Raw genomic sequence first — 25,996 nt, forward strand, 5'->3', positions numbered from 1 at the left:
CCACCACGCCCCACAATCACTGTGCAGACGCTGAATGCGCCGTCATCACTCAACCTGCGGCCGCGTCCATGCGCACCGCGCCGCGGCGGTTCTGGCCGAATGCAACCACGCAGTTACGCCCCGCGCCTTTAGCGGCGTAGAGCGCCTCGTCGGCGGACTTCAGCACTTGTTCCGGGTTGCGCTGCTCCACTCGTTCAGCGACGCCGATGCTCACCGTCACCGATACGCTGGAAGCACCCGAGCCGGCACGACGCTGACGACCCTGCTGGTCATCCTGCGGGCGGTTCTCCTGATTGCGCAATTGAATGCTGTAGGAAGCAATCGATTCGCGGATCACCTCAAGATGCGGCATGCACTCTTCAAGGGTTTTGCCTGCGAACACCAGGGCAAATTCCTCACCACCATAGCGATATGCCCTACCGCCACCGCTGATTTTCGAAAGCTTGCTCGCGACTAATCGCAGCACCTGGTCACCGACATCGTGGCCGTGGGTGTCGTTGAATTTCTTGAAGTGGTCGACGTCGCTCATCGCCAGCACGTAGTTGCGGCCGAGGCGTTGCATACGTTCATTGAGCGCGCGGCGCCCCGGCAGACCCGTAAGCTCATCGCGGAAGGCCATTTGATAAGCCTCGTGCGCAACCGCTGCGGCAATCATCAACATCACCTGACTGCACATGATGTTCAGGGTGAACGGCAGGATGAAGGTTTTCGGCAGCATCCAGAACACGCCGAGCAGGCCGACCAGTTGCGCCGCATGCAGCGGACGCGGATTGCGCCAGTACTGCCAGGCCAGCAGCAGGAACGCCGAGATAAACACCGGGTAGGACAGCTGGATCAGACTCATCCACGCGCCGTGCAGCGCAGGCCAGCGGATTTCCGACAGCCAGATCAGCAACGCCTGGGGATAACTTTGCTCCAGGCCCAATGCCACACTGCCAAAAGCCAGCAAAACCGCGAAGCGCGCAACCATGTCCTGAAACAGGTGCGTGCGCTCCTGCCACGCCGCGAACAGGCCAAACAACAACGGCAGCAATAAACAGACGAGGTGGAAGACCACCGCAGCATCCTCGCGGACCTTGCCGTTGTCGCGATAATAATCGGTCTGTGTATCGAGCAAGAAGTAGGCGATGTACACCGTGAGCATCAGAAACAGTTCACGCTGACGTCGGTAAACCGCGCAATAAGCGCCGCCCAACAACAACACCAACGTCGGCAACACGTTAAACAGGGAAGTGAAGAACACGCTGAGGTCTTTGACGTACGCAGCCGCCAACCCCGCGAGTAACAACAGCAGTGAAGGTAGGAAATGGCTGAAACGTACAGCGGAAGAACGCGGCAAGGGTAAAGCTCCGACCCGTCATATCAAAGAGATGGCATTGTGCCTGCAATGTGGCCAGTTAAGCACACACAATGTGATCCAGATCACACGCAGTCTCTTTAACGGCAGAAAACCTGACTATCTGAGCGATTTGCCAAGTTTTTTGCCCGGCTTGCCATCTGGCCACCATCACTGATGGCCAGGCCTGGAAATATTCCTCACAAATCGTTGTAGAACGGCAGTAGTGGCCCCTCCGCCGTGCTTCGCCCTTCGGCGCCATAGGGCTTGAGATTGAGTGCAGCGTCCGCTGCCTGGCGGGTGGTGACTTTCGGGCTGGCCGGACGTTGGGTCACGGCATTTTCATCACCGATATGGCCTTGCGGGATGACCAGTGACGGATGATCGAACGGCGCCCGTTCCCAGGCCACACGTGGATCGGTCAGGCCGACTTCCATGAATTTCACCAACGCGTCGATCTCATCGGGAGTCAGGTTGAGGTTGGTCATGTCCGGATCGAGGTTCGACGTGTTGTGCTGATTCGCCGAAGGGTGCTCGAAACCGCTGGTGTTGTTGGCGTCCTCGCCACGACGGTCGCCGCCACGGTTGTAGAACTCCATCACCTGTTTGAGCGTGGCGCGGCTGCCGTTGTGGAAGTACGGCCCGGTCAGCGCGATGTTGCGCAGGGTCGGCGTCTTGAAAGCGCCGTCGACCGAATCGCGAAAGTTGACATTGGGTTTGAGCGTGGCGTCGCACGGAATCGCCGCGCTCAGCGGCGCCTCGAAGGTACAGACATCGACGTCCAGCGGGTCGGGAATGCTGCCGCCCTGCAACAGCTTGTTGTACTGACGGCTGAATGACCACGGATTACCCCAGGCATCTGACCCGCCAAGCGCCAGGTCTTCGGATGTCGGGCGCACGCCGGTGTTGTAAAAACCGTTGTCGTAGAGCGTGGTGAGGTTGTCGGCCATGATCATGCGCTCGATGCGCTCACGCGGGTGCATCAACAAGCGACTGGCCGCATTGGTCAGCTCCGCGCCGCCATGGCAGGCGACACATTTACCCTTGCCGAGAAACAGATTCATGCCCTGAATTTGTTGCGCGTTCATGGCGGTTGAATCGCCTTGCAGATAGGCATCTATCGGCGCTTGATCGGAGATCAGGGTGGATTCGTACATCTGAATCGCCAACCCGAAGAACAGCGGGAAGTTGGCCTCCATCTGCGTATACGGCGCACCGCCCACCAGCACATTTTGCGTGGCGTTCCACAGGCGTGGCTGGAAGGCGTTTTTGATCAATTCGCGATAAGTTGGGCGTCTCGCGCCGGATACGGGGGCGAGCACGGAATCGTTGGAGGAAATCCGCTGTTGCTTGAGCATCAACTGATCGAGCATGCGCCGGCCGATGTCGGCGAAAGTGCGGCCGCCGCAGGACATCTCCACTGCGCTGCCGGGCGGGCCCACGGCTTGCGAAGCGGCAGACGCATCGTTCAGCGCCAGCCTGACTTTGCTTGCCACGGTGCTGCGCTCGCTGGTCACGTAAATCCCGGCATCAGGATCACGATTGCCGAACGGCGAGAAGCCGTTGAACACGTTGTTGGCCCGGCCATCCCAGAAGTTACGCACATTGAACGCGGCGTTGATCACCGACGGCGCGTTGCGCCCGGTGCTGCGGCGCACGTTGATGCCGCCGACCTGGAAAATGCCGTCGGGCTGCTGGGTGCATTTGTCGAAACGCGGCTGATTGGGTTTGACGAAATTGGCATCGAATACACCTTGAGAGCCGACCACGTCATCGGTCGAATACACGATCGGTGAATTGCGCTCCAGCGGATTGCTCAGCACGTGGGTCGGGAAATCGGTTTTCTTCAGCGTGTAGTTCGGGCCGCCCTTGCCGCCGGACAGCGTTGCGTAGGACGCCACATCGCCGGGAATGTCCGACGCGACAAAGGGCTTGTTGAAGATCGAGGCGACGTTGGCGTTGGTATGCGCCTGGCCGGGGTTGAGCTGGTTGGTGATGCGGTGATCGACGCCGGCGTGGTAGTGGCAGGACGCACAGGCCGTGGCGCCGTCGCTGCCAACTTCCATGTCCCAGAACAGCGCCTTTCCCAACAGGATTGCGGCGGAGCGATTGAGCACGTAGTCGGTCATCAAGTCGACCTTGCGCCCGCCTTCTGTTCCAGAGGGGTCGGGGGGAACCATGCCGCGCAGTGATTGCAGGCTCGGCACTTCCGGCACCGGCGGATCCACTTCCACAGGATCAGCCGCCATGGCGCCGCACGCACTAAGTGTGAGGGTTAATCCGACAAGTCGACAGATGTTCATATGCTTCACCCTGACGTTGTTGTTATGAGTTCGCCGGGCGAGAGGCGTCGTGAAACAGCACAGGATTTCTCGTGAGCGCCGGTTAATCAGCGCAGTGCAATTAATTGGCCATCCCTCCGGGAAACATTTTGAATCAATAAACGCGGGAAGTGCGCCGTGTCAGATCACCGTTTCTGCTGGGGAATCGCCCCCAGAGTTGGGGGTTGAATCCAACGCAAAAAAAAACCGCTGCCCCCAAGGGAGCAGCGGTTTTTTTCAAGCGACCGCTTTAAGGCTTAGTAGCCCAGTGCGAAGTCTTCTTCTTTCATGTCCATCAGGTTGTTGGCGCCCGACAGCATGGTAGCCACGTGAGTACGGGTACGCGGCAGGATGCGCTGGAAGTAGAAACGCGCGGTTTGCAGCTTGGCGGTGTAGAACGCCGCGTCGCCGGTGCCTTCTGCCAACTTCTCGGCAGCCAGACGCGCCATGTCGGCCCAGAAGTAAGCCAGGCAGGCATAACCGGAGTACATCAGGTAATCCACCGAAGCCGCGCCGACTTCTTCGCGATCTTTCATCGCAGCCATACCGACCTTCATGGTCAGCTCGCCCCATTCCTTGTTGATTGCCGCCAGCGGTGCGACGAACTCTTGAACAGCTTCGTTGCCTTCGTTGTTCTGGCAGAACTTGTGGACGATCTTGGTGAAGCCTTTCAGAGCCTCGCCTTGAGTCATCAGCACTTTACGGCCCAGCAGGTCGAGTGCCTGGATACCGGTGGTGCCTTCGTACAGCATCGAAATGCGGCTGTCGCGAACGTTCTGCTCCATGCCCCACTCGGCGATGAAGCCGTGGCCGCCGTAGATCTGTACGCCGTGGTTAGCGGATTCGAAACCGACTTCGGTCATGAACGCTTTGGCGATCGGGGTCATGAAAGCCAGCAGTGCGTCGGCTTTCTTCTTCTCTTCTTCGTCAACACCGTATTTGACGATGTCGACCTGTTTGGCGGTGAAGTACACCATCGCACGGTTGCCTTCGGCGAATGCCTTCATGGTCAGCAGCATGCGGCGTACGTCAGGATGCACGATGATCGGGTCAGCGGCTTTTTCCGGCGCTTTCGGGCCAGTCAGGGAGCGCATTTGCAGACGATCGCGAGCGTATTTCAGGCCGCCCTGGAAACCGATTTCGGCGTGGGCCAGACCTTGCAGCGCAGTACCCAGACGTGCGGTGTTCATAAAGGTGAACATGCAGTTCAGGCCTTTGTTCGCAGGGCCGATCAGGAAACCGGTGGCGCCGTCGAAGTTCATCACGCAAGTGGCGTTGCCGTGGATGCCCATCTTGTGTTCCAGCGAACCGCAAGTCACAGCGTTGCGTGCACCGACGGTGCCATCAGCATTCGGCATGAATTTCGGAACGATGAACAGCGAGATGCCTTTGGTGCCAGCCGGTGCGTCCGGCAGACGAGCCAGCACGATGTGGACGATGTTGTCGGCCATGTCGTGTTCACCGGCCGAGATGAAGATCTTGGTGCCGGAGACTTTGTAGGAACCATCAGCCTGAGGTTCGGCCTTGGTGCGCAGCATGCCCAGGTCGGTGCCGCAGTGCGGTTCGGTCAGGCACATGGTGCCGGTCCATTCGCCGGAAACCAGTTTGGTCAGATAGGCTTCTTGCTGCTCTGGCGTGCCGTGCTCGGAGATGGTGTTCATCGCGCCGTGCGACAGGCCCGGGTACATGCCCCACGACCAGTTGGCTTCGCCAACCATCTCGCTCACCGCCAGACCCAGCGACTCCGGCAGGCCTTGGCCGCCGTGCTCAACGTCGTGCGCCAGGCTCGGCCAGCCGCCTTCAACGAATTGCTTGTAAGCCTCTTTGAAGCCCGTCGGGGTTTTCACGCCGGACTCGCTCCAGGTGCAACCTTCGAGGTCGCCCACGCGGTTCAGCGGTGCCAGTACCTGCTCACAAAACTTGGCGCCTTCTTCGAGAATGGCGTCAACCATGTCCGGAGTTGCGTCTGCGCAAGCCGGAAGGCTCTGATAGTGCGCTTCGTAGCCGAGCAGTTCGTCACGAACGAAGCGAATATCACGCAAGGGGGCCTTGTAGTCAGGCATAGCGATAAACCTCTGCTGATGTAACCGGGAATGAACGACCGTGTTGATTTGTTGTGACGGTCAAACAGTTGTTTGAAACATACGTTTACGCCGAAATCTTGTCAAGCGTCGATCTTTTGCCGTTCGTCATCGCACCTTTCAAACGCCGGGCACAGCAAACCGCCATGTGCTCGAACGAGCCACGGGCGCTGAATAAAAGATTAGTTGAGGGAGAAGGACTTACAACGAAAAACGCCGCGACACGGCGCGGCGTTCAGGGATGCGATGGCGATAAATCAGGCAAAGGTGTCGATGATCGTACCGAGCACTTCGTCGGAAGCCTTGGCTACTTTCACGCCCAGCTCCACTTGGAATTTACCTTGGGCCATCTGGACCATGTCACTGCCCAGGTCCATCTGCTGGCTACGATCCACACCACGCAGACGATCAATCTGCGCTTCCGAAGACTGGCTGGTGACCGAACGCTCGATCGTGTTGTTGGCGATCTGACTGGCCGCCTGATCGACGCGGTTCTGCCCGGTTTGAATGGTGCTCAAACCCGCATAAAAAGCTGTGTTACCGGAGATTTCCATAACAGTTCTCATCCTTGGGAAGGATCAATGACGCCATTGAAGCAGAGGCGCCAGAAAAACACCCGTCAAAAACACTAATGGCACAGTGCCTGCCCATAGAGAAAAGCTTAGTCGAGCAGATCCAGTTGCAAATGATCCGCCACCGCTTCTGCGCTCAAAGCCTTGAGCTTCGGCACGCGCCCCAGGCACGGCGCCGGAATTCGCTCGGCCAATGTCGCGAGGTTTTCCTCCAGCCGCGAAGTCTTCGGATCGATGATATTCGCCACCCACCCGGCCAGTTGCAGCCCGTCCCGGGCAATCGCCTCGGCCGTCAGCAAGGCATGACTTATACAGCCCAGGCGCACGCCCACCACCAGAATCACCGGCAGTTTCAGGGCAATTGCCAAATCCGAGAGATTGTCCTGATCGGCCAATGGTACGCGCCAGCCACCCGCCCCCTCGATCAGGGTGAAATCGGCATTCATCGCCAGAATCTCGCGCATCGGCGCCAGCAACGACTGCACAGTCAACGCCACACCCGCTTCACGCGCCGCCAGGTGCGGAGCAATCGCAGGCTCGAACGCCACGGGATTGACTTGTTGATATCTCAGCGGCAACGAGCATTCGGCCAACAGCGCCAACGCATCGGCATTGCGCAACCCTTTGGGCGTGACTTCGCAACCGGACGCCACCGGTTTGCCCGCCGCTGTACTCAACCCGGCAGAACGCGCCGCATGCAGCAACCCGGCGGCAACCGTGGTCTTGCCGACATCGGTGTCGGTTCCGGTGATGAAATAGGCTGCGCTCATACGGGTTTCTCCAACACGGCGTAGACCACCTGATAAGTCGCCGGCAATCCCGACGACTCACGGAATTGCTCGTAAGCTTCGACCAGCCCGAGAATCCGCGCCCGCCCAGTCAAACCGCCCGGCCGCCCCGGATTCAGATTGTGCGCACCCAAAGCTTTCAATTCATGGGTCAGGCTGCGTACATCCGGGTAATGCAGCACATGAGGCTGATTCTCCAGACTCAGCGTGCGCAAACCACTGGCCGCAGACAATTGCTCATAGCGGGCGAACTCGCGGAAGCGATTGACGTGCACCAGCCCGTCGACCTGGCGCCAGCTGTCGCGCAACTCGAACAATGTCCCTGCACAAAGACTAGCAAACGCAAAAATCCCACCCGGCTTCAACACGCGAAACGCTTCGCTGAGCACTGTCTCGAAGTCCGCACACCACTGCACCGCGAGGCTGGAGAAGATCAGATCGCAAGTCGAATCCTGCAACGGCAGGCGCTCGGCATCGCCAGCAATGAAATACTCAGCGCCGCCCAGCGGGCGCGCGTGATCAAGCATGCCCTCGGCAATGTCCAGTGCCACACCCTGGCCTTCGACAAACCGCGAAGCTAACGCGCGGGTGAAATAACCCGTGCCACAGCCAAGATCCAACCAGCGCTCTGGTACAAATTCCAACGGCAAGCGCTGCAGCAACTGTGTACCGACATCACGTTGCAACTCGGCGACGCTGTCGTAACTGGCTGCAGCACGGGAAAAAGAGGCCGCGACCTGACGCTTGTCAGGCAAGCCGCCAGGCAGCAATAGAGACAAATCAGTCATCACCGCACTCATGTAAAAAAGCCTGGATCGCGCCCGCCAGTCCGTGGGGGTCTTCCAGAAGAAACGCATGACAGGCCTGTTCGATCAGACCTATTTCGATATCCGGCAACAGGGCGAACAACGCCCCCGCCGCTTCCGCCGGGACCAGACCGTCCTGCCCGCCGAACAAATGAAACTGCGGGCCACGAAACGCCTGCAATGCTTCACGGGTGTCCAGTTGTGCGAGCAGTTCCAGTCCCGCCATCAACGCCGACGGCGCGGTATTCGGCGCGCCACCCAACAGCAATCGCGACAAGCCGCGCGGATCCTGCGCACCTTGAGCACAAAGCAGCGAGAACCGTTTGAGAGTTGTGCGCGGATCGGCTTGGCAACCGGCGAGAAACGCATCGAAGGTCTCGCCGGGCATCGCGTTCGGCCACTGTTCATGGGCAACGAAGGAAGGATTGCTCGCCAGCGTCAGCAAACCGCAGCAATGCTCGCCACGCCGTGCCGCCAATTCGGACGCAAGCATGCCGCCCAGCGACCAGCCACCGAGCCACACGTCTTGGGGAATGCTTTCATCAAGTTCGTCGAGCCAGTCTTGCAGATCGCTGGAATCCAGTTCCGGCAACGGCTCGATATCGACTTTCAGGTGTTCATCGAGACCGTGCAACGCCGCAGCCAAGGGCTCCATCGGCGAAACACCGAGGCCCCAGCCGGGCAGCAGAATCAGGCGATTACGCATGGCTTGGCTCCGACGACAGTTGGGCAAAGCAATCGGCCAGTCCCTCTAACAATAGCTGCACCTGCGCCTCGCTGTGGGCAGCGGTCAGGGTCACGCGCAAACGAGCGCTGCCGGCAGGCACGGTCGGCGGACGAATCGCGGTGACCATCAGGCCGCGCTCGCGCAGCATCTGCGACAACCGCACTGCACGCCCGGCATCGCCGATCATGATCGGCTGGATCGGCGTAAAGCTGTCCATCAGTTCCAGCCCGATCTGCTCGGCGCCATGGCGGAACTGACGGATCAGAGTTTGCAGATGATCCCGACGCCAATGCTCGGTGCGTAGCAGTTCGAGACTTTTCAGGGTCGCGCAGGCCAGCGCCGGTGGCTGGCTGGTGGTGTAGATGTACGGGCGGGCGAACTGGATCAGGCTTTCGATCAGTTCTTCGCTGCCTGCAACGAAAGCGCCAGCGGTGCCGAAGGCTTTACCGAGGGTGCCGACCAACACCGGCACATCCTCCTGACTCAAACCGAAGTGCTCGACGATGCCACCACCGTTCGCACCGAGCGGCCCGAAACCGTGAGCGTCATCAACCATCAACCACGCGCCTTTGGCCTTGGCTTCACGGGCGAGTGCCGGCAGATCAGCGAGATCGCCGTCCATGCTGAACACGCCGTCGGTGACCACCAGCGTATTGCCGGTGGCTTTCTCCAGGCGCTTGGCCAGACTTTCCGCGTCGTTATGCAGATAGCGATTGAATCGCGCGCCGGACAACAATCCGGCATCCAGCAACGAGGCATGATTGAGGCGATCTTCCAGCACCGTATCGCCCTGCCCGACCAGCGCCGTAACGGCGCCAAGATTGGCCATGTAACCGGTGGTGAACAACAAAGCACGCGGGCGTCCGGTGAGGTCGGCCAATGCTTCTTCCAGTGCGTGATGCGGGCCGCTGTGGCCGATCACCAGATGCGACGCGCCGCCACCAACGCCCCAGCGCTCAGCACCGGCGCGCCAGGCTTCGATCACTTGCGGATGATTGGCCAGGCCGAGGTAGTCGTTGTTGCAGAAGGCGAGCAACGGTTGGCCGTCGACCACCACTTCCGGCCCCTGCGGGGACTCGAGCAATGGGCGCTGGCGATAGAGGTTTTCGGCACGACGGGCAGCAAGGCGTGCGGCGAGATCGAAAGACATGCAGGCCTCGGTGAGATCACAAATATCAAAGTGAACGCGATCCCTGTGGGAGCGAGCTTGCTCGCGAAGAGGCCTTCACATCCGACATCAATGTCGACTGGAACACCGCTTTCGCGAGCAGGCTCGCTCCCACAAGGGGTTTTGCATTCCTTCAGAGGAATCCGCGCAGGTTTAAACGGCGGCGTTGTAGAACTGCTCGCTACTCTTCTGCTCTACCAATGCCTGCTCGATCGCAGCCTGATGCACTTCATCGGAATGCTCTTCACGAGCCTCCGGCTGGATGCCCAGACGCGCGAACAGCTGCATGTCCTTGTCGGCCTGCGGGTTGGCGGTGGTCAGCAACTTGTCGCCATAGAAAATCGAGTTGGCACCGGCGAAGAAGGCGAGGGCCTGCATCTGCTCATTCATCGCTTCGCGGCCAGCGGACAGGCGCACGTGGGATTGCGGCATGAGGATACGGGCGACGGCGAGCATGCGGATGAAGTCGAACGGGTCGATGTCTTCGGCGTTTTCCAGTGGCGTGCCGGCGACTTTCACCAGCATGTTGATCGGCACCGATTCCGGATGCTCCGGCAGGTTGGCCAACTGGATCAGCAGATTGGCGCGATCATCCAGCGACTCGCCCATGCCGAGGATGCCGCCGGAGCAGATCTTCATCCCCGATTCACGCACGTAGGCCAGCGTTTGCAGGCGCTCGCTGTAAGTGCGGGTGGTGATGATGCTGCCGTAGAACTCAGGCGAAGTGTCGAGGTTGTGGTTGTAGTAATCGAGGCCGGCCTTGGCCAGCGCTTCGGTCTGATCCTGATCGAGACGCCCCAGGGTCATGCAGGTTTCCAGGCCCAGAGCTTTAACACCTTCGACCATTTTCAGCACGTACGGCATGTCTTTGGCCGACGGATGTTTCCACGCCGCGCCCATGCAGAAACGCGTCGAACCGATGGCCTTGGCGCGTGCCGCCTCTTCGAGGACCTTCTGCACTTCCATCAGCTTTTCTTTTTCCAGGCCGGTGTTGTAGTGACCGGACTGCGGGCAGTACTTGCAGTCTTCCGGGCAGGCGCCGGTCTTGATCGACAGCAGAGTCGAGACCTGCACGCGGTTGGCGTTGAAATGTGCGCGGTGCACCGTTTGCGCCTGAAACAGCAAGTCGTTGAATGGCTGTACGAAGAGTGCTTTGACTTCGGCCAGAGACCAATCGTGACGCAGGGTGGCGGTGGTGCTCGCGCTCATGGGTAATTCCTTGGTTATGCTTGGCTGGCGGCTGCGGGAACGGAATACCCACAGGCGCGACACGGATGTTCGGCATATTTAAGGAAGAGTCATGCACTGTCAACCACGACACGAAGGTCAGGTTTACATCTGTTTAAATAACGTACAATCCTGCTTGCTTTGCGATGAGCCGGCAGAAGCAGAAATGCCAATCTGCGTGGCTTGCGAAACAGATTTGCCGTGGCTCGGCGATCAATGCGTCACCTGCGCTTTGCCGTTAGCTGCAGCGGGCCTGACCTGCGGCGAGTGCCAGCTAGAGCCGCCAGCGTTCGAACTGGTAGTGGTGCCATGGCTTTATGGCTTCCCGGTCGACAGTTTGATTACGCGGTTTAAACACAACGCGAAATGGCCGTTTGGCCACCTGATCGCCGACGTTCTCGGGCAATACCTGCAACATCGCTTCGATGAAGGCTTACCCAGACCCGATGCGTTGTTGCCGGTGCCGCTGGCGGGTAAACGTCTGCGCCAACGGGGATTCAACCAGGCTGCGATGTTGGCGCGTTGGTTGAGTCAGTCGCTGGATCTGCCGTGCGAAGAACAGGTTCTGCGGCGGGTCAAGGAGACCGACGCACAGCAGGATCTCGACGCCAAATCGCGTAAACGCAATCTGCGTAAAGCCTTCGACCTAATGCCGGACGCGCAGGTGAAAGGCCGGCATCTGGCGCTGGTCGATGATGTGCTGACGACGGGTGCAACTGCGCAGGCGCTTGCGCGTCTATTGATGGACGCTGGCGCTGCGCGGGTCGATGTCTATTGCCTGGCGCGCACGCCGAAACCCGGAAGCTGAATCCAACAAAATCCCCCTGTAGGAGTGAGCCTGCTCGCGATAGCGTCATCATTGCCAACATTTATCCTGACTGATCCACCGCAATCGCGAGCAGGCTCACTCCTACAAGGGATTTGGGTTCGGCTTGACTCTCGCGTTACAAGCGGCCAACTTCACCCTCCACCGCCACAGCTAAAAAGCACCCATCCATGTCCATGCCCTCCCTGCTGTCCCAGCACATCGTCCGCCGTCCGCAGCGCATCGCGCTGCTGCAACACATCGCCGAACAGGGCTCGATCACCCGCGCGGCGAAAAGCGCAGGTCTGAGTTACAAAGCGGCGTGGGATGCCATCGATGAGCTGAACAACCTCGCACATAAACCGCTGGTCGAGCGTGCCGTCGGTGGCAAGGGCGGCGGTGGCGCGAAACTCTCCAGCGAAGGCAAACGCGTCCTGCGTCTTTATCAAAAGCTGCAAGCCTTGCAGGCGCAGGTATTGGAAGCGGCCGAAGACGCCAGCGACCTCGACCTGCTCGGTCGGTTGATGCTCAGAACCAGCGCGCGCAATCAATTGCACGGCAAAGTCGTGGCGATCGAAGCGCAGGGCCGCAACGATCTGATCCGCCTCGAACTAGCCGAAGGGCTGTGCCTCGACGCGCAGATCACCCACGACAGCACCGTGCATCTGGAGCTGCAAGCCGGCACCGAAGTGGTCGCGTTGATCAAGGCCGGCTGGCTGGAATTGCTGAGCACCGAGCAATCTGTAACGTCTGGACACAATCTTCTCAAAGGCACTATCGAAGCGATTCTTGATGCCGAGGACGGCCCGAGCGAAGTGCGCATTACTTTGCCCAACGGCCATACCCTCTGCGCCCTGGCGGAACCACTGGACTTGCGCACGCGCGGGCTGAGCGTGGACCAACCGGTGCAGGTGCAGTTTTCGCCGTCCAATGTGCTGATCGGCACGCCGCTGTAATCAGGCGCTGCAACGAAAGCGTCATCGACGCTCATTAAGGTGGCTGCCAAAACCAAGCAGGGAGCCTGATGTGAGCCTATTAGAAGAAAACCAATCCACTGACCTGGAAAAAATGGTCGGCCTCAGCCGTCGTGGTTTCATCGGCGCCGGTGCGCTGTGCGGTGCGGCAATGTTCCTCGGCGGCAGCCTGTTGAGCCGCAGCGCGCTGGCCACCGGCGTCAGCGCCGGTAACAGTCGCTTGCTCGGTTTCGAGAGCATTCCCGCTGCGACCACCGACGTCATCAGCCTACCCAAGGGCTACAAGTCTTCGGTGCTGATCAGTTGGGGCCAGCCATTGCAGAAAAACGGCCCGGCTTTCGACCCGAGCGGTAACGGCACCGCTGCCGCACAGGAAGTGCAGTTCGGCGACAACAACGACGGCATGAGCCTGTTCGCCTTCCCCGACGACCGCAACCGCGCGTTGATGGCGATCAACAACGAATACACCAACTACCGCTACCTCTACCCGCACGGCGGCATGCCGCAATCGGCCGAAGACGTGCGCAAGGCACTGGCCTGCGAAGGCGTTTCGGTGATTGAAGTGCAACGCAAGAACGGTCAGTGGCAGTTCGTTCAGGGTTCGCGCTACAACCGCCGCATTCACGGCAACTCGCCGCTGCGCATCAGCGGCCCGGCGGCCGGTCACGATCTGATGAAGACCGCTGCCGACAAGCACGGTAAAAAAGTCCTCGGCACCTTCCAGAACTGCGCCAACGGCAAAACCCCGTGGGGCACTTACCTGACCTGTGAAGAAAACTTCACCGACTGCTTCGGCAGCAGCAATGCCCAGCAGCAATTCGACCCGGCGCAAAAGCGCTACGGTGTCTCGGCCGCCAGCCGCGAAATCAACTGGCACCCGTACGACCCGCGTTTCGACATGGCGAAAAACCCCAACGAACTCAACCGTCACGGCTGGGTGGTCGAGATCGATCCGTTCGATCCGCAATCGACCCCGGTCAAACGCACAGCGCTGGGCCGCTTCAAGCATGAAAACGCCGCACTGGCCGAGACCGATGACGGCCGCGCCGTGGTGTACATGGGCGACGACGAGCGTGGCGAATTCATCTACAAATTCGTCAGCCGCGACCGCATCAACCACCGCAACGCCAAGGCCAACCGCGACATCCTCGATCACGGCACCTTGTACGTGGCGAAATTCGACAACGGCGACAGCAACCCCGATCACCCGAAAGGCCAAGGCCAGTGGATCGAGCTGACCCACGGCAAAAACGGTATCGACGCCAGCAGCGGTTTCGCCGATCAGGCCGAAGTGCTGATCCATGCGCGCCTCGCCGCCAGCGTTGTTGGCGCAACGCGCATGGACCGCCCGGAATGGATCGTCGTCAGCCCCAAGGACGGCCAGGTTTATTGCACCCTGACCAACAACGCCAAACGCGGCGAAGACGGGCAACCAGTCGGTGGGCCGAACCCGCGCGAGAAGAACGTCTACGGGCAGATCCTGCGCTGGCGCACCGACCGCGACGATCACGCTTCGAAGACGTTTGCCTGGGATCTGTTTGTGGTCGCTGGCAACCCGGGCGTGCACGCCGGGACGCCGAAGGGCGGCTCAAAGAACATCACCCCGCAGAACATGTTCAACAGCCCGGATGGCTTGGGCTTCGACAAGGCTGGGCGCTTGTGGATTCTCACCGATGGTGACTCGAGCAATGCCGGGGATTTTGCCGGGATGGGCAATAACCAGATGCTCTGCGCCGATCCGAAGACCGGTGAGATTCGCCGGTTCATGGTCGGGCCGATTGGTTGTGAAGTCACCGGGATCAGTTTCTCGCCGGATCAGAAAACCCTGTTTGTCGGGATACAGCATCCGGGGGAGAACGGTGGTTCGACCTTCCCCGAGCATTTGCCGAATGGCAAGCCGCGGTCTTCGGTGATGGCGATTACCCGTGAGGATGGCGGGATCGTCGGCGCCTGATAAAGCGCTTTCGCGAGCAGGCTCGCTCCCACAAGGGATGGCATTCCAAATGTGGGAGCTGGCTTGCCAGCGATGGCGTCAGCACAGACACCAACCAACTCCCCCGCTGCCATCTGCGCTACCATGCTGGGCCGGACGCGGCAGCCTGCTGCGCGCAGGAGTCAGCATGGCCCACCCGTTTGAAACCCTCACACCCGACCTCGTCCTTGATGCCGTTGAAAGCATCGGGTTCCTGAGCGATGCGCGCATTCTGGCGCTCAACAGCTACGAAAACCGCGTCTATCAGGTCGGCATCGAAGACTCCGAACCGCTGATCGCCAAGTTCTACCGCCCGCAGCGCTGGACCAACGAAGCCATCCTCGAAGAGCACAAGTTCACCTTCGAACTGGCCGGCGTCGAAATCCCCGTCGTGGCGCCGTTGATCCACAACGGCGAAACCCTGCACGAGCACGCAGGTTTCCGCTTCACCCTGTTCCCCCGTCGTGGCGGCCGTGCGCCAGAGCCGGGCAATCTTGATCAGCTGTATCGCCTCGGCCAGTTGCTCGGGCGGATTCACGCGGTTGGCGCGACCAAGCCGTTCGAACACCGTGAAGCCCTCGCCGTGCAGAACTTCGGCCACGCCTCGCTGAACACTTTGCTCGAAGGCAATTTCATTCCGAAAAGCCTGCTGCCGGCCTACGAGTCGGTCGCCCGCGACCTGCTCAAGCGTGTGGAAGATGCCTACGCCAACACGCCGCACCAGAACATCCGCATGCACGGCGATTGCCACCCCGGCAACATGATGTGCCGCGATGAGATGTTCCACATCGTCGACCTCGACGACTGCCGCATGGGCCCGGCGGTACAGGACATCTGGATGATGCTCGCCGGTGATCGTCAGGAATGCCTGGGGCAGTTGTCGGAATTGATGGATGGCTACAACGAGTTCCACGATTTCGACCCGCGTGAGCTGGCGCTGATCGAACCGCTGCGCGCCCTGCGCCTGATGCACTACAGCGCCTGGCTGGCGCGGCGCTGGGATGATCCGGCGTTCCCGCACAGCTTTCCGTGGTTCGGCACCGAGCGTTATTGGGGCGATCAGGTGTTGGCGTTGCGTGAGCAACTGTCCGCGCTTAACGAAGAACCACTGAAACTCTTCTGATCCACCTCCATCCTCTGTAGGAGTGAGCCTGCTCGCGATAGCGTTTTATCAGTCAACGAAAATGTTGAATGTCAGAGTGCTATCGCGAGCAGGCTCACTCCTACAGTTGTTCGGTGTTCACAATTTCCCGACCTATCCTCTAAGGCATTCGTAGACAAACCTCCTTACAATCCCTCCTTTGTTAGCTGCCTGAGCAAGGATTCTGCATGCAAGCCGCCAACCCGCGTCGCGGGTACATTCTGGGCCTGAGTGCCTACATCATCTGGGGCCTGTTCCCGATCTACTTCAAAGCCATCGCCGAAGTGCCGGCCGTCGAGATCATCATCCATCGGGTGTTGTGGTCGGCGCTGTTTGGTGCGCTGCTGCTGATGGTGTGGAAACACCCGGGCTGGCTGCGCGAGCTGCTCGACAATCCCAAGCGACTGGCGATTCTTGCCTTGAGCGGAACGCTGATCGCAGCCAATTGGCTGACTTACGTATGGTCGGTAAACAATGGACGCATGCTCGAAGCGAGCCTCGGTTATTACATCAACCCGTTGGTAAACGTGCTGTTGGGGATGTTGATTCTCGGCGAACGCCTGCGCCGGATGCAGTGGCTCGCGGTCGGTCTGGCAGCGGTTGGTGTCGCGCAACAGGTGTGGCAGGTCGGCAGTCTGCCGTGGGTGTCGCTGGTGCTGGCGTTGACGTTCGGCTTTTACGGTCTGATCCGCAAACAGGCGCCAGTCAAGGCGTTGCCGGGGCTGGTAGTGGAGACCTGGATGCTGGTGCCGATTGCCATCGCCTGGCTGCTGTTCAACCAGACCGCAACCAGCGCTCAGCCTGAGTTCTGGACGACTTCGCAAGCCTGGTGGCTGGTGGCCGCCGGACCGGTCACGTTGGTGCCGCTGGTGTGCTTCAACGCCGCCACGCGTCACTTGCCGTACACCACGATCGGCTTCCTGCAATACCTGGCGCCGACCCTGGTGCTGTTGCAAGCGGTGTTGCTGTTCGGTGAGCATCTATCGTCCAGCACACTGGTGGCGTTTATCTTCATCTGGGCCGGTCTGGCCGTTTATAGCGTCGATGCGGTGATCAGTTTGCGTCGGCGCAGCTGATCAAAAAACGCACAAACCTTCACAGGCCACGATTCTCGTGGCCTGCATCGTTCCTTCCCAAGGTTATCCACAGCGTGATCCCCGCCGTTTGTGTGCAAGTCACTGAATATTGGCGGTTTTTTGATCACCTGCTGCAAAGCCACGGCGGGCCTCGCGTTGCGGGGTGTCTCTACAGGTTATCCACAGGCAGGTGCACGTTTAAACTGGATAACCTGATCGGCGCTTAAACGTCTGTGCGTAACACCAGTTCCACCATCAGATCATCGGCCAGGGTTTCCAGACGCGACTGCAAGACGTCGAGCGACAAGGTCAGCGGCACCGCGAGAATCGCCTCGGCGTGAAACAACGGCTCGCTGCTCATCGGCGCCGGACGCACTTCCGTGACCAGCCTTTCCAGATTCACACCCTGCTCGCTCAACAACCGTGTGATATCGCGCACGATTCCCGGACGATCATTACCCACCAGGTCCATGGCGATCGGTTTCCAGGTGCAAGACTGCTCGATACCACTTTCGGCGATCAGCACGCGGATGCCATGAGTCGACAGTGCATGTAAGGCATCGACTAATTCATCGTAAGCCTCTGCCGGCACGCCCACCCGAAGAATCCCGGCGAACTGCCCGGCCATCCGCGACATGCGGCTTTCCAGCCAGTTGCCGCCATGCTCGGCAATGCATTGGGCGATGCGCTCGACCTGTCCGGGCTTGTCCGGGGCGAAAACAGTGAGTACGAGATGGTCCATGGCGCAGCCCTCTTGTCACGACTTTTGTTATAGAAGAGCAAGTATAGGCAAGGGATGGTCAGGCGCCTCTGACGCCCGAAACGACAAATCGTGTACAACTTTTTATATTTAACTGGAACAATCCAGCTGTTTTTTGAGAACATCCCGTTCCGCGACGTGACTGCAATGCGTCATGAGGTCGCAGAACGACGTTATTAGTCTGATTTTCACAAGCGCAACTCATCATGTAGTATGCCGCAGCGCGCACTACATAACGCTGGATCGATGTCTGCCCAAGGCACATTCGCAACCCTGAAAGCCCCGTCAGCAAGGCCCCAAGCCGTTGATTGGTCCCAGCCCAGCCGCCAGCAATGGCATGTACTGGTCGGCAGGTTTGTGGTTTAAATGGCCAGAGGCTTCATTGTCAAATTGAAGAGCTGAAAAGCGAAATAGCTGAGCAGAGTGAGGCAAGCAATGACTGAACACGTTCAAGTCGGTGGCCTGCAGGTCGCCAAAGTCCTGTTCGACTTCGTGAACAACGAAGCCATTCCCGGTACCGGCCTCACCGCCGAAAAATTCTGGGAAGGTGCCGACAAGGTCATTCATGACCTGGCGCCGAAGAACAAAGCCCTACTCGCCAAACGCGATGACTTCCAGGCGCGCATTGATGCCTGGCACCAGGAACGCAACGGTCAGGCGCACGACGCCGTGGCCTATAAAGCCTTCCTGCAAGAAATCGGTTATCTGCTGCCAGAAGCGGCTGATTTCCAGGCAACGACGCAAAATGTCGATGATGAAATCGCCCGTACCGCCGGTCCGCAACTCGTTGTGCCGGTGATGAACGCCCGCTTCGCTCTCAATGCCTCGAACGCCCGCTGGGGTTCGCTGTATGACGCCCTCTACGGCACCGACGCGATCAGCGAAGAAGGTGGCGCGGAAAAAGGCAAAGGCTACAACAAGGTGCGTGGCGACAAAGTCATCGCCTTCGCCCGTGCCTTCCTCGACGAAGCTGCGCCATTGGCTGCTGGCTCCCATGTCGATTCGACCGCCTACAAAATCGCTGACGGCAAATTGCTGGTCACCCTCAAGGGCGGCAGCAACACTGGCCTGCGCGACGATGCACAACTGATCGGTTTCCAGGGCGACGCCAATGCGCCAATCGCGATCCTGCTGAAACACAACGGTCTGCATTTCGAAATCCAGGTCGACGCCACCACCCCGGTTGGCCAGACCGACGCTGCCGGCGTCAAAGACATCCTGATGGAAGCGGCACTGACCACCATCATGGACTGCGAGGACTCCGTCGCCGCCGTCGATGCTGACGACAAAGTGGTGATCTACCGCAACTGGCTCGGCCTGATGAAGGGCGACCTCGCGGAATCCGTATCCAAGGGCGGTCAGACGTTCACCCGCACCATGAACCCGGATCGGACCTACGCCGCGCCGAATGGCGGTGAAGTGACGTTGCACGGTCGTTCGCTGCTGTTCGTGCGTAACGTTGGTCACCTGATGACCATCGACGCGATCCTCGACAAAGACGGTAACGAAGTGCCGGAAGGCATCCTCGACGGTCTGGTCACTTGCCTCGCGGCGATGCACAACCTCAACGGCAACACCTCGCGTCGCAACACCCGCACAGGTTCCGTCTACATCGTTAAACCGAAGATGCATGGCCCGGAAGAAGCGGCGTTCACCAACGAGTTGTTCGGTCGCATCGAAGACGTGTTGGGCCTGAAGCGCAATACGCTGAAAGTCGGGATCATGGACGAGGAACGCCGTACCACGGTCAACCTCAAGGCCTGCATCAAGGCGGCCAGCGAGCGCGTGGTGTTCATCAACACCGGTTTCCTCGACCGTACCGGCGACGAAATCCACACCTCCATGGAAGCCGGCCCGGTTGTGCGCAAGGCCGACATGAAAGCTGAGAAGTGGATCGGCGCCTACGAAAACTGGAACGTCGATATCGGTCTGAGCACCGGCCTGCAAGGTCGCGCGCAAATCGGTAAAGGCATGTGGGCCATGCCGGATCTGATGGCCGCGATGCTCGAGCAGAAAATCGCCCACCCGCTGGCCGGCGCCAACACCGCTTGGGTTCCGTCGCCAACAGCTGCTGCGCTGCACGCGCTGCACTACCACAAGGTTGACGTGTTCGCCCGTCAGGCCGAACTGGCCAAACGTGCTCGCGCGTCCGTCGACGACATCCTGACTATCCCGTTGGCCGTCAACCCGAACTGGACGCCAGAGCAGATCAAGAACGAACTGGACAACAACGCCCAGGGCATTCTCGGTTACGTGGTGCGCTGGATCGACCAGGGCGTGGGTTGCTCGAAAGTGCCGGACATCAATGACGTCGGCCTGATGGAAGACCGTGCCACGCTGCGTATCTCCAGCCAGCACATCGCCAACTGGCTGCGCCACGGTGTGGTCACCGAAGCGCAAGTGATGGAAAGCCTCAAGCGCATGGCGCCGGTGGTGGATCGTCAGAACGCCAACGACCCGCTGTACCGTCCGCTGGCCCCGAACTTCGACAGCAACATCGCCTTCCAGGCGGCGGTCGAACTGGTGGTTGAAGGCACCCAGCAGCCGAACGGTTACACCGAGCCGGTGCTGCACCGTCGTCGTCGCGAGTTCAAGGCTGCCAACGGCCTGTAAATTTGCGCTGATGTGAAAAAGCCCTGGTCGAGAGATCAGGGCTTTTTTGTTTGTGGCGGGGTCGGGTTTTGTGGTCGGCTTGCGATCCATCCCCCTCACCCCAGCCCTCTCCCCCAAGGGGGCGAGGGGGAAAGGGAGCAGATCTGTATGCTTTTCAACATCTGAGCTCGACTCAGGAATTGCCAAGGGTAGAGGGGCAAGGGAGCAGATCTTGGTGCTTTTCAAAACCTGAGTTCGACTGAGGAGTTTCAGGTCGGCGTATCTTGCACATCCACCTCGGTCAGTCCCCTCTCCCTCTGGGAGAGGGTTAGGGTGAGGGGCTCTTAAGGTTCTATCCCCAATTCATGTTTCACCAGCGCCAACAACTTGCCCGTATCAATCGGCTTGAGCAGAAAATCCACCACACTCAAATGCATCGCCGCGATCGCATCCTTCACATCGGCATCGCCGGAAACAATGATGATTGGCATCGCCGCCCGCACCGACTCACGCACCTGACGGATCAGATCCAGACCATCGATATTGCCCATGCGCAGATCGGTAATGACCAGCCCGATCGAAGGCTTTTCTTCAAGCATCTTCAGCGCCGTTTCACCACTGGCAGCAGTCATGCAACGAATGCCATCCAACGCAAGAATCTCCGACAACAGCTCACGAGCATCCTTGTCGTCGTCAACGATCAATACACGCTGCGGCGGCAGATCAGGTTCGAGCATGACTGCACTGAGCGCTTCCCGCTCGGCATCGCTCAAAATATCGTGGTCGGACATGGCGTTCTCTAAATGTTCAAAACAATCCCTTGGCAAGTGGTCAGACATCGCTGGGCAGAGCTTCAATGTGCACTTCGTCGGATTTTTTCCCAAGGGGGTAAACCAGGGAATTTCCGACTGTTTGCGTAGGGCATCTCCGAAACTGCGCCAATGGTGGCAAAACATAGACTTACGTCCAATGGGCACCCTGTCCGTAGGGGTCGACCATGGCCGCAACGATCCGACAACAACAATTCAAAAAAGACTGCGGTAATGGTTATGAGTAAAGCGGACGCCTTCACCCAGGCAGGGAAAACCGCGGTATTGCAGAACATTCAGGGCACCCTGCAATTCCTCCAGCGCTTCCCGCCCTTCAATCAGATGGAACACGCCCACCTCGCGTATCTGGTGGAGCAATGCCAACTGCGCTTTTACGCTCAGGGCGAGAGCATCATCAAACCCGCCGATGGCCCGGTCGAACACTTTCATATCGTCAAGCAGGGCCGGGTGGTCGGCGAACGTCAGCACATCACCAAACCCGGCACCGAGACCACGTTTGAAATCACCACCGGCGAATGCTTTCCGCTGGCAGCACTGCTCGGCGAACGCGCGACGCGCACCGAGCACCTAGCCGGCGAAGACACCTTCTGTCTGCAACTGAACAAACTGGCGTTCATCAAACTGTTCGCCCTTTCCAGCACATTCCGCGATTTCGCCTTGCGTGGGGTCAGCAGTCTGCTCGATCAGGTCAATCAGCAAGTGCAGCAGAAAGCCGTGGAAACCCTCGGCACGCAATACTCGCTGAACACCCGACTCGGCGAACTGGCGATGCGTCACCCGGTGACCTGCAGCCCCGACACGCCGTTGCGGGAAGCGGTGAGATTGATGCACGAGCAACAGGTCGGCAGCATCGTCGCCGTGGATGAACACAAGGCGCCGTTGGGAATTTTCACCCTGCGCGATTTACGCCATGTGGTGGCTGAAGGTGTTGGTGATTTCAGCGAAGCCATCGAACGCCACATGACGCGTTCGCCCTTTTATCTTTCGCCGGATCACAGTGCCTTCGATGCGGCGATTGCCATGACCGAGCGGCACATCGCGCATGTCTGCCTGGTCAAGGATCAACGCCTGTGCGGCGTGGTCTCCGAGCGCGATCTGTTTTCACTGCAACGGGTCGATCTGGTGCATCTGGCGCGGACGATTCGCAGCGCTCAGCGTGTCGAACAACTGGTGAGTCTGCGCGGCGAGATCGGCCAACTGGTCGAACGCATGCTCGCTCACGGTGCCTCTTCGACGCAGATCACCCACATCATTACCCTGCTCAACGATCACACCGTGTGCCGCGTGATCGAACTGACCCTCGCGGAAAAAGGCGACCCCGGCATTCCGTTCAGCTGGCTGTGTTTCGGCAGCGAAGGCCGCCGCGAGCAAACGCTGCACACCGATCAGGACAACGGCATTCTGTTCGACGCGCGGGACGCAGCACATGCAGCGGAGATTCGCGGCAAGCTGCTGCCGATTGCGCAGCAGATCAACCAGAGTCTGGCGCTGTGCGGCTTCACCCTGTGCAAGGGCAACATCATGGCCGGCAACCCCGAGCTATGTCTGTCGCGAGCGGAATGGGCGCGACGCTTTGCGGCGTTTATTCGTGAGGCGACGCCGGAGAATCTGCTCGGGTCGAGCATTTATTTCGACTTGCGCGTGGTCTGGGGTGATGAACAAGGCTGTGAACAACTGCGCCGAGGCATCCTCGATCAGGTCGGCGACAACCGTTTGTTCCAGCGCATGATGGCCGAAAACGCCCTGCGCAATCGTCCACCGGTGGGACGTTTCCGTGAGTTTGTGCTGGCGCGCAAGAACGGCGAGAAAGCCACACTGGATCTCAAGGTGCAGGGGCTGACGCCGTTCGTGGATGGCGCGCGACTGCTGGCGCTGGCCAACGGCATCGACGCCAACAACACCCTTGAGCGCTTCCGTCAGTTGGTCGAGAAAGAAGTCATCGAGCGCCTGGATGGCGCGGCGTATGAAGAGGCCTATCACTTCATTCAGCAGACGCGCATGCAGCAGCATCAGTTGCAGACTCGCGAGAATCTGCCCTATTCCAACCGCGTAGACCCGGACAGCCTCAATCACCTCGACCGGCGCATCCTGCGTGAATCCCTGCGCCAGGCCCAGCGCCTGCAAAGCAGCCTGACCTTGCGGTATCAGCTATGAGTCTGTTTTCGTGGCTACGCCCGGCGAGTGCGGTGGTGCCGGTGGATTTACAGCAGCGTCTGGCGAAGCTGCCGGCGATCACCGAGCTGAGCGAATGCACGCTGCGCGAACAGCGCTGGGTGGTGCTGGATCTGGAAACCACCGGGCTGAATCTGAACAAGGATCGTGTGTTGTCGATTGGTGCGGTGGTGATCGAGGATGGCGCGATCGACTTCAGCCAGCAGTTCGAACGCACGCTGCAGTGTCGCGAATTGAAGCTCAGCCCCAGCGTGTTGATTCACGGTCTGGGGCCGAATGCGATTGCGGCGGGCAGTGAACCGGCCGAGGCACTGTTGGAGTTCATGGAGTTTGTCGGAGACAGCCCGGTGCTGGCGTTTCATGCGCCGTTCGACCAACACATGCTTGGACGTGCGTTGAAGGAGCATCTGGGGCACAAGTTGCAGCAGGTGTTTCTTGATGTCGCCGACATTGCACCGCTGGTGTGTCCGCAGGCGCACATTCGTGAGGCCGGCCTAGATGAGTGGATCGACTGGTTCAAGCTCGAAGTGTTCGAGCGGCATAACGCGAGTGCCGATGCATTGGCGACGGCGGAGCTGGCGTTGATTCTGTTTAGCCGGGCGCGGGGGCAGCAGATTCATAGCCCGTTGAATTTGCAGCAGCGGTTGAGTCAGTGGAAGCGGCGGCAGCAGGCGCCTTCTTTTTAGAAGCACCCTCACCCCAGCCCTCTCCCGGAGGGAGAGGGGGCCGACCGAAGTGTCTGACGCTTTATATCGACCTGAAAGACCGAGTCGATTATGGATTCACTGAAGATCGCTCAGGTCGGTGTACCTCCAGAATATCCTCCGATCGGTCCCCTCTCCCTCTGGGAGAGGGCTAGGGTGAGGGCCCGCCTTTAAACGCCCACCCGACCAGTGGCCAATTGCTAACCATTCCCACCTCTGCCACAATCGCGAACAATTCGCGTTAGTTAACATTTCCCAATCGGTGATGTCCGGTGTCGTCAGTCCCAAGCCCTAACAGTGAGCTCGTCGGTGCGATGTATCGTGACCATCGCGGTTGGCTGCTGGCATGGTTGCGGCGCAATGTGGCGTGCCCAGAGCGTGCCGAAGACCTGAGTCAGGACACCTTTGTGCGCCTGCTCGGTCGCGACGAAATGCTGACCCCCCGCGAACCGCGCGCCTTTCTGGTGGCGATCGCCAAAGGCTTGTTGTTCGACTATTTCCGCCGCGCTGCGCTGGAACAGGCCTACCTCACCGAATTGATGCTGATCCCCGAGGGTGAACAACCTTCGGTGGAAGAACAGCAAATGATCCTCGAAGACCTCAAAGCCATCGACCGCTTGCTCGGCAAACTGTCGACCAAGGCCCGCGCCGCTTTCCTTTATAACCGCCTCGACGGCCTCGGCCATGCCGAGATTGCCGACAAGCTCGGCGTTTCGGTGCCGCGTGTGCGTCAGTATCTGGCGCAAGGGATTCGTCAGTGCTACGTCGCCCTGTACGGGGAACCGACATGAGTCCGGCCAATTCCAGACCGGTGCCGGCCCATGTGCTGGACGCGGCGATTGCCTGGCAACTGACCCTCGATTCGAGCAGTCCGCTGGAGCGCGAAGAGTTCGCCAAATGGCACGCGGCCAATGAAGAACACGCCCGCGCCTGGCAGCAACTGGGCATGCTCGATCAGCGTTTCAGCGTCGCCAAAGGCCCGGCTCGCAGTGCCTTGCTGCAATCACGCGAGGGTGTTCGCCGTCGAGTGCGCAAGTTCGGCAGTGGTATTGCCAGCGTCGTGGTGATCGCGGGTCTGGGGCTGTTCGCCAGTGAACGGTTTATGCCGCTGGATTACTGGCTCGCCGATCAGCGCACCGCGACCGGTGAGCAGCGCACCGTGCGCCTGGCTGATGGCACCGTGCTGAATCTCAACACCCACAGTGCGGTGGACGTGCGTTTCGATGAGACACGCCGACTGATCGTGTTGCAGGAAGGCGAAATTCTCGTCGAGACCGGTCACGGCGATCCGCGCCCGTTCATCGTTGAAACCCGTGAAGGCAGCATGCGCGCCTTGGGTACGCGTTTTTTGGTCAAGCGTGAAGAACAGGGCACACGCTTGAGTGTGTTGCAGTCGGCGGTCGCGGCGCACCCGCAATCCAACCCAGAAGAACAAATTCTCCATGAAGGCCAGCAAGTGCTGCTACGCAGTGATGGATTGGGTTCGATCGTCGCGCTCAACCCCGGCGCCGATGCCTGGACGCGCGGCATGCTGGTGGTGGATAACGCGCGCCTCGGCGATCTGGTGCATGAACTAGGGCGTTATCGTCGCGGGCATCTGGGCGTGGCGCCGGACGTGGCGGACCTGCGGATTACCGGCAGTTTCCCGCTGCATGACACCGACAAAGCCTTGAGCGCGCTGCTGCCGACCCTGCCGGTGCAGATCGAGCGGCATACGCCGTATTGGGTGACCGTCGCGAAGGCTGATATCAAGCCTGAGTGATGTGGCGGCTGAGCTATTGCTATCGCGAGCAGGCTCACTCCTACAGTTGAAATACGTTCCCCTGTAGGAGTGAGCCTGCTCGCGATGGCGTCATCCGCTACAACGCTATTTCCCCTAAATCGAAATTATTTTCATCCAGCCCTATCACTTTTTGCTTTTCATCCGGCACACAGGCAATTGAG

Annotated in this window: 21 protein-coding genes; 10 read left to right on the forward strand and 11 right to left on the reverse strand. The window is 59.7% G+C overall.

From position 1 onward, the window contains the following. Nucleotides 1-49 precede the first annotated feature (49 nt). The 9 genes from U6037_RS26585 to bioB form a co-directional block, all read right to left on the reverse strand. The gene (locus tag U6037_RS26585) at nucleotides 50-1,339 is read right to left on the reverse strand and encodes a GGDEF domain-containing protein (RefSeq protein ID WP_322845045.1); all 1,290 of its coding nucleotides are present in this window, start codon (nucleotides 1,337-1,339) and stop codon (nucleotides 50-52) included. 197 nt (nucleotides 1,340-1,536) lie between these two features. Further along, nucleotides 1,537-3,639, reverse strand: a complete 2,103-nt coding sequence (locus U6037_RS26590; protein WP_322845046.1) for a cytochrome-c peroxidase — start codon at nucleotides 3,637-3,639, stop codon at nucleotides 1,537-1,539. 275 nt (nucleotides 3,640-3,914) lie between these two features. After that, nucleotides 3,915-5,720 (reverse strand): phenylacyl-CoA dehydrogenase, encoded by a 1,806-nt coding sequence (locus tag U6037_RS26595; RefSeq protein ID WP_322845047.1) that lies wholly within the window; start codon nucleotides 5,718-5,720, stop codon nucleotides 3,915-3,917. Between the two features lie 275 nt (nucleotides 5,721-5,995). After that, the gene (locus tag U6037_RS26600; RefSeq protein WP_242208972.1) at nucleotides 5,996-6,292 is read right to left on the reverse strand and encodes a pyrroloquinoline quinone biosynthesis protein PqqE; all 297 of its coding nucleotides are present in this window, start codon (nucleotides 6,290-6,292) and stop codon (nucleotides 5,996-5,998) included. Between the two features lie 107 nt (nucleotides 6,293-6,399). Continuing rightward, the gene (gene bioD, locus U6037_RS26605) at nucleotides 6,400-7,080 is read right to left on the reverse strand and encodes a dethiobiotin synthase (protein WP_322845048.1); all 681 of its coding nucleotides are present in this window, start codon (nucleotides 7,078-7,080) and stop codon (nucleotides 6,400-6,402) included. Then, nucleotides 7,077-7,886, reverse strand: coding sequence for a malonyl-ACP O-methyltransferase BioC (bioC, locus tag U6037_RS26610; protein WP_322845049.1), 810 nt, complete (start codon nucleotides 7,884-7,886; stop codon nucleotides 7,077-7,079). The genes bioD and bioC overlap by 4 nt, the downstream gene beginning before the upstream one ends. Continuing rightward, nucleotides 7,879-8,610: an alpha/beta fold hydrolase gene (locus tag U6037_RS26615; protein ID WP_322845050.1), complete on the reverse strand. Its 732-nt coding sequence runs from the start codon at nucleotides 8,608-8,610 to the stop codon at nucleotides 7,879-7,881. The genes bioC and U6037_RS26615 overlap by 8 nt, the downstream gene beginning before the upstream one ends. Next, nucleotides 8,603-9,781, reverse strand: coding sequence for an 8-amino-7-oxononanoate synthase (gene bioF / locus U6037_RS26620; RefSeq protein ID WP_322845051.1), 1,179 nt, complete (start codon nucleotides 9,779-9,781; stop codon nucleotides 8,603-8,605). Before bioF ends, U6037_RS26615 begins: the two co-directional genes overlap by 8 nt. Before the next feature lie 171 nt (nucleotides 9,782-9,952). Next, the gene (gene bioB, locus U6037_RS26625) at nucleotides 9,953-11,008 is read right to left on the reverse strand and encodes a biotin synthase BioB (protein ID WP_180699336.1); all 1,056 of its coding nucleotides are present in this window, start codon (nucleotides 11,006-11,008) and stop codon (nucleotides 9,953-9,955) included. Nucleotides 11,009-11,099: 91 nt separating this feature from the next. Here bioB and U6037_RS26630 point away from each other — a divergent pair, with 91 nt between their 5' ends. From U6037_RS26630 to rarD, 5 genes are all read left to right on the forward strand, one after another. Continuing rightward, nucleotides 11,100-11,834, forward strand: a complete 735-nt coding sequence (locus U6037_RS26630) for a ComF family protein (protein WP_322845052.1) — start codon at nucleotides 11,100-11,102, stop codon at nucleotides 11,832-11,834. Between the two features lie 188 nt (nucleotides 11,835-12,022). Further along, on the forward strand, nucleotides 12,023-12,787 hold the full coding sequence (locus U6037_RS26635; RefSeq protein ID WP_322845053.1) for a TOBE domain-containing protein: 765 nt from the start codon (nucleotides 12,023-12,025) through the stop codon (nucleotides 12,785-12,787). Nucleotides 12,788-12,857: 70 nt separating this feature from the next. After that, nucleotides 12,858-14,759, forward strand: coding sequence for a PhoX family phosphatase (locus U6037_RS26640; RefSeq protein ID WP_322845054.1), 1,902 nt, complete (start codon nucleotides 12,858-12,860; stop codon nucleotides 14,757-14,759). Between the two features lie 166 nt (nucleotides 14,760-14,925). Continuing rightward, a complete protein-coding gene (locus U6037_RS26645; RefSeq protein WP_322845055.1) occupies nucleotides 14,926-15,900 on the forward strand; it encodes a serine/threonine protein kinase in 975 nt (324 codons plus the stop codon). Nucleotides 15,901-16,106: 206 nt separating this feature from the next. Next, nucleotides 16,107-16,994: an EamA family transporter RarD gene (gene rarD, locus U6037_RS26650; protein WP_093429936.1), complete on the forward strand. Its 888-nt coding sequence runs from the start codon at nucleotides 16,107-16,109 to the stop codon at nucleotides 16,992-16,994. Between the two features lie 223 nt (nucleotides 16,995-17,217). On the opposite strand, the gene U6037_RS26655 is transcribed toward rarD, so the two are convergent. Then, nucleotides 17,218-17,736 carry a glycine cleavage system protein R gene (locus U6037_RS26655; protein WP_322845056.1) on the reverse strand — a complete coding sequence of 173 codons (519 nt, stop codon included), beginning with the start codon at nucleotides 17,734-17,736 and terminating at the stop codon, nucleotides 17,218-17,220. Nucleotides 17,737-18,189: 453 nt separating this feature from the next. Between U6037_RS26655 and U6037_RS26660 the strand changes: the two genes are divergently transcribed. After that, entirely contained in the window at nucleotides 18,190-20,367 is a 2,178-nt protein-coding gene (locus U6037_RS26660) for a malate synthase G (protein WP_322845057.1), read from the forward strand. Between the two features lie 323 nt (nucleotides 20,368-20,690). Here the strand turns inward: U6037_RS26660 and U6037_RS26665 are convergent, their stop codons facing one another. Further along, the gene (locus tag U6037_RS26665) at nucleotides 20,691-21,137 is read right to left on the reverse strand and encodes a response regulator (RefSeq protein WP_322845058.1); all 447 of its coding nucleotides are present in this window, start codon (nucleotides 21,135-21,137) and stop codon (nucleotides 20,691-20,693) included. A gap of 252 nt (nucleotides 21,138-21,389) precedes the next feature. On the opposite strand from U6037_RS26665, the gene U6037_RS26670 reads away from it, so the two are divergent. From U6037_RS26670 to U6037_RS26685, 4 genes are all read left to right on the forward strand, one after another. Continuing rightward, complete coding sequence (locus tag U6037_RS26670) at nucleotides 21,390-23,330, forward strand: putative nucleotidyltransferase substrate binding domain-containing protein (protein WP_322845059.1); 1,941 nt, start codon at nucleotides 21,390-21,392, stop codon at nucleotides 23,328-23,330. Then, nucleotides 23,327-24,034 (forward strand): 3'-5' exonuclease, encoded by a 708-nt coding sequence (locus tag U6037_RS26675; RefSeq protein WP_322845060.1) that lies wholly within the window; start codon nucleotides 23,327-23,329, stop codon nucleotides 24,032-24,034. Before U6037_RS26670 ends, U6037_RS26675 begins: the two co-directional genes overlap by 4 nt. A 332-nt stretch (nucleotides 24,035-24,366) precedes the next feature. Next, complete coding sequence (locus tag U6037_RS26680; RefSeq protein WP_322845061.1) at nucleotides 24,367-24,843, forward strand: RNA polymerase sigma factor; 477 nt, start codon at nucleotides 24,367-24,369, stop codon at nucleotides 24,841-24,843. Further along, a complete protein-coding gene (locus U6037_RS26685) occupies nucleotides 24,840-25,814 on the forward strand; it encodes a FecR family protein (protein ID WP_322845062.1) in 975 nt (324 codons plus the stop codon). Before U6037_RS26680 ends, U6037_RS26685 begins: the two co-directional genes overlap by 4 nt. Nucleotides 25,815-25,996 lie beyond the last annotated feature (182 nt).

It is taken from the genome of Pseudomonas sp. B33.4 (assembly GCF_034555375.1).
Taxonomy (GTDB): domain Bacteria; phylum Pseudomonadota; class Gammaproteobacteria; order Pseudomonadales; family Pseudomonadaceae; genus Aquipseudomonas.

What these genes read in the sequence shown, in the direction of transcription:
- U6037_RS26680 (WP_322845061.1), top strand. Translation starts at nt 24,367, where the DNA reads ATGTATCGTGACCATCGCGGTTGGCTGCTGGCATGGTTGCGGCGCAAT.
- U6037_RS26685 (WP_322845062.1), top strand. Translation starts at nt 24,840, where the DNA reads ATGAGTCCGGCCAATTCCAGACCGGTGCCGGCCCATGTGCTGGACGCG.
- U6037_RS26600 (WP_242208972.1), bottom strand. Translation starts at nt 6,292, where the DNA reads ATGGAAATCTCCGGTAACACAGCTTTTTATGCGGGTTTGAGCACCATT.
- U6037_RS26675 (WP_322845060.1), top strand. Translation starts at nt 23,327, where the DNA reads ATGAGTCTGTTTTCGTGGCTACGCCCGGCGAGTGCGGTGGTGCCGGTG.
- U6037_RS26595 (WP_322845047.1), bottom strand. Translation starts at nt 5,720, where the DNA reads ATGCCTGACTACAAGGCCCCCTTGCGTGATATTCGCTTCGTTCGTGAC.
- U6037_RS26635 (WP_322845053.1), top strand. Translation starts at nt 12,023, where the DNA reads ATGTCCATGCCCTCCCTGCTGTCCCAGCACATCGTCCGCCGTCCGCAG.
- rarD (WP_093429936.1), top strand. Translation starts at nt 16,107, where the DNA reads ATGCAAGCCGCCAACCCGCGTCGCGGGTACATTCTGGGCCTGAGTGCC.
- U6037_RS26590 (WP_322845046.1), bottom strand. Translation starts at nt 3,639, where the DNA reads ATGAACATCTGTCGACTTGTCGGATTAACCCTCACACTTAGTGCGTGC.
- U6037_RS26670 (WP_322845059.1), top strand. Translation starts at nt 21,390, where the DNA reads ATGGTTATGAGTAAAGCGGACGCCTTCACCCAGGCAGGGAAAACCGCG.
- U6037_RS26615 (WP_322845050.1), bottom strand. Translation starts at nt 8,610, where the DNA reads ATGCGTAATCGCCTGATTCTGCTGCCCGGCTGGGGCCTCGGTGTTTCG.
- bioD (WP_322845048.1), bottom strand. Translation starts at nt 7,080, where the DNA reads ATGAGCGCAGCCTATTTCATCACCGGAACCGACACCGATGTCGGCAAG.
- bioB (WP_180699336.1), bottom strand. Translation starts at nt 11,008, where the DNA reads ATGAGCGCGAGCACCACCGCCACCCTGCGTCACGATTGGTCTCTGGCC.
- U6037_RS26660 (WP_322845057.1), top strand. Translation starts at nt 18,190, where the DNA reads ATGACTGAACACGTTCAAGTCGGTGGCCTGCAGGTCGCCAAAGTCCTG.
- U6037_RS26665 (WP_322845058.1), bottom strand. Translation starts at nt 21,137, where the DNA reads ATGTCCGACCACGATATTTTGAGCGATGCCGAGCGGGAAGCGCTCAGT.
- bioC (WP_322845049.1), bottom strand. Translation starts at nt 7,886, where the DNA reads ATGACTGATTTGTCTCTATTGCTGCCTGGCGGCTTGCCTGACAAGCGT.
- bioF (WP_322845051.1), bottom strand. Translation starts at nt 9,781, where the DNA reads ATGTCTTTCGATCTCGCCGCACGCCTTGCTGCCCGTCGTGCCGAAAAC.
- U6037_RS26655 (WP_322845056.1), bottom strand. Translation starts at nt 17,736, where the DNA reads ATGGACCATCTCGTACTCACTGTTTTCGCCCCGGACAAGCCCGGACAG.
- U6037_RS26645 (WP_322845055.1), top strand. Translation starts at nt 14,926, where the DNA reads ATGGCCCACCCGTTTGAAACCCTCACACCCGACCTCGTCCTTGATGCC.
- U6037_RS26630 (WP_322845052.1), top strand. Translation starts at nt 11,100, where the DNA reads ATGCACTGTCAACCACGACACGAAGGTCAGGTTTACATCTGTTTAAAT.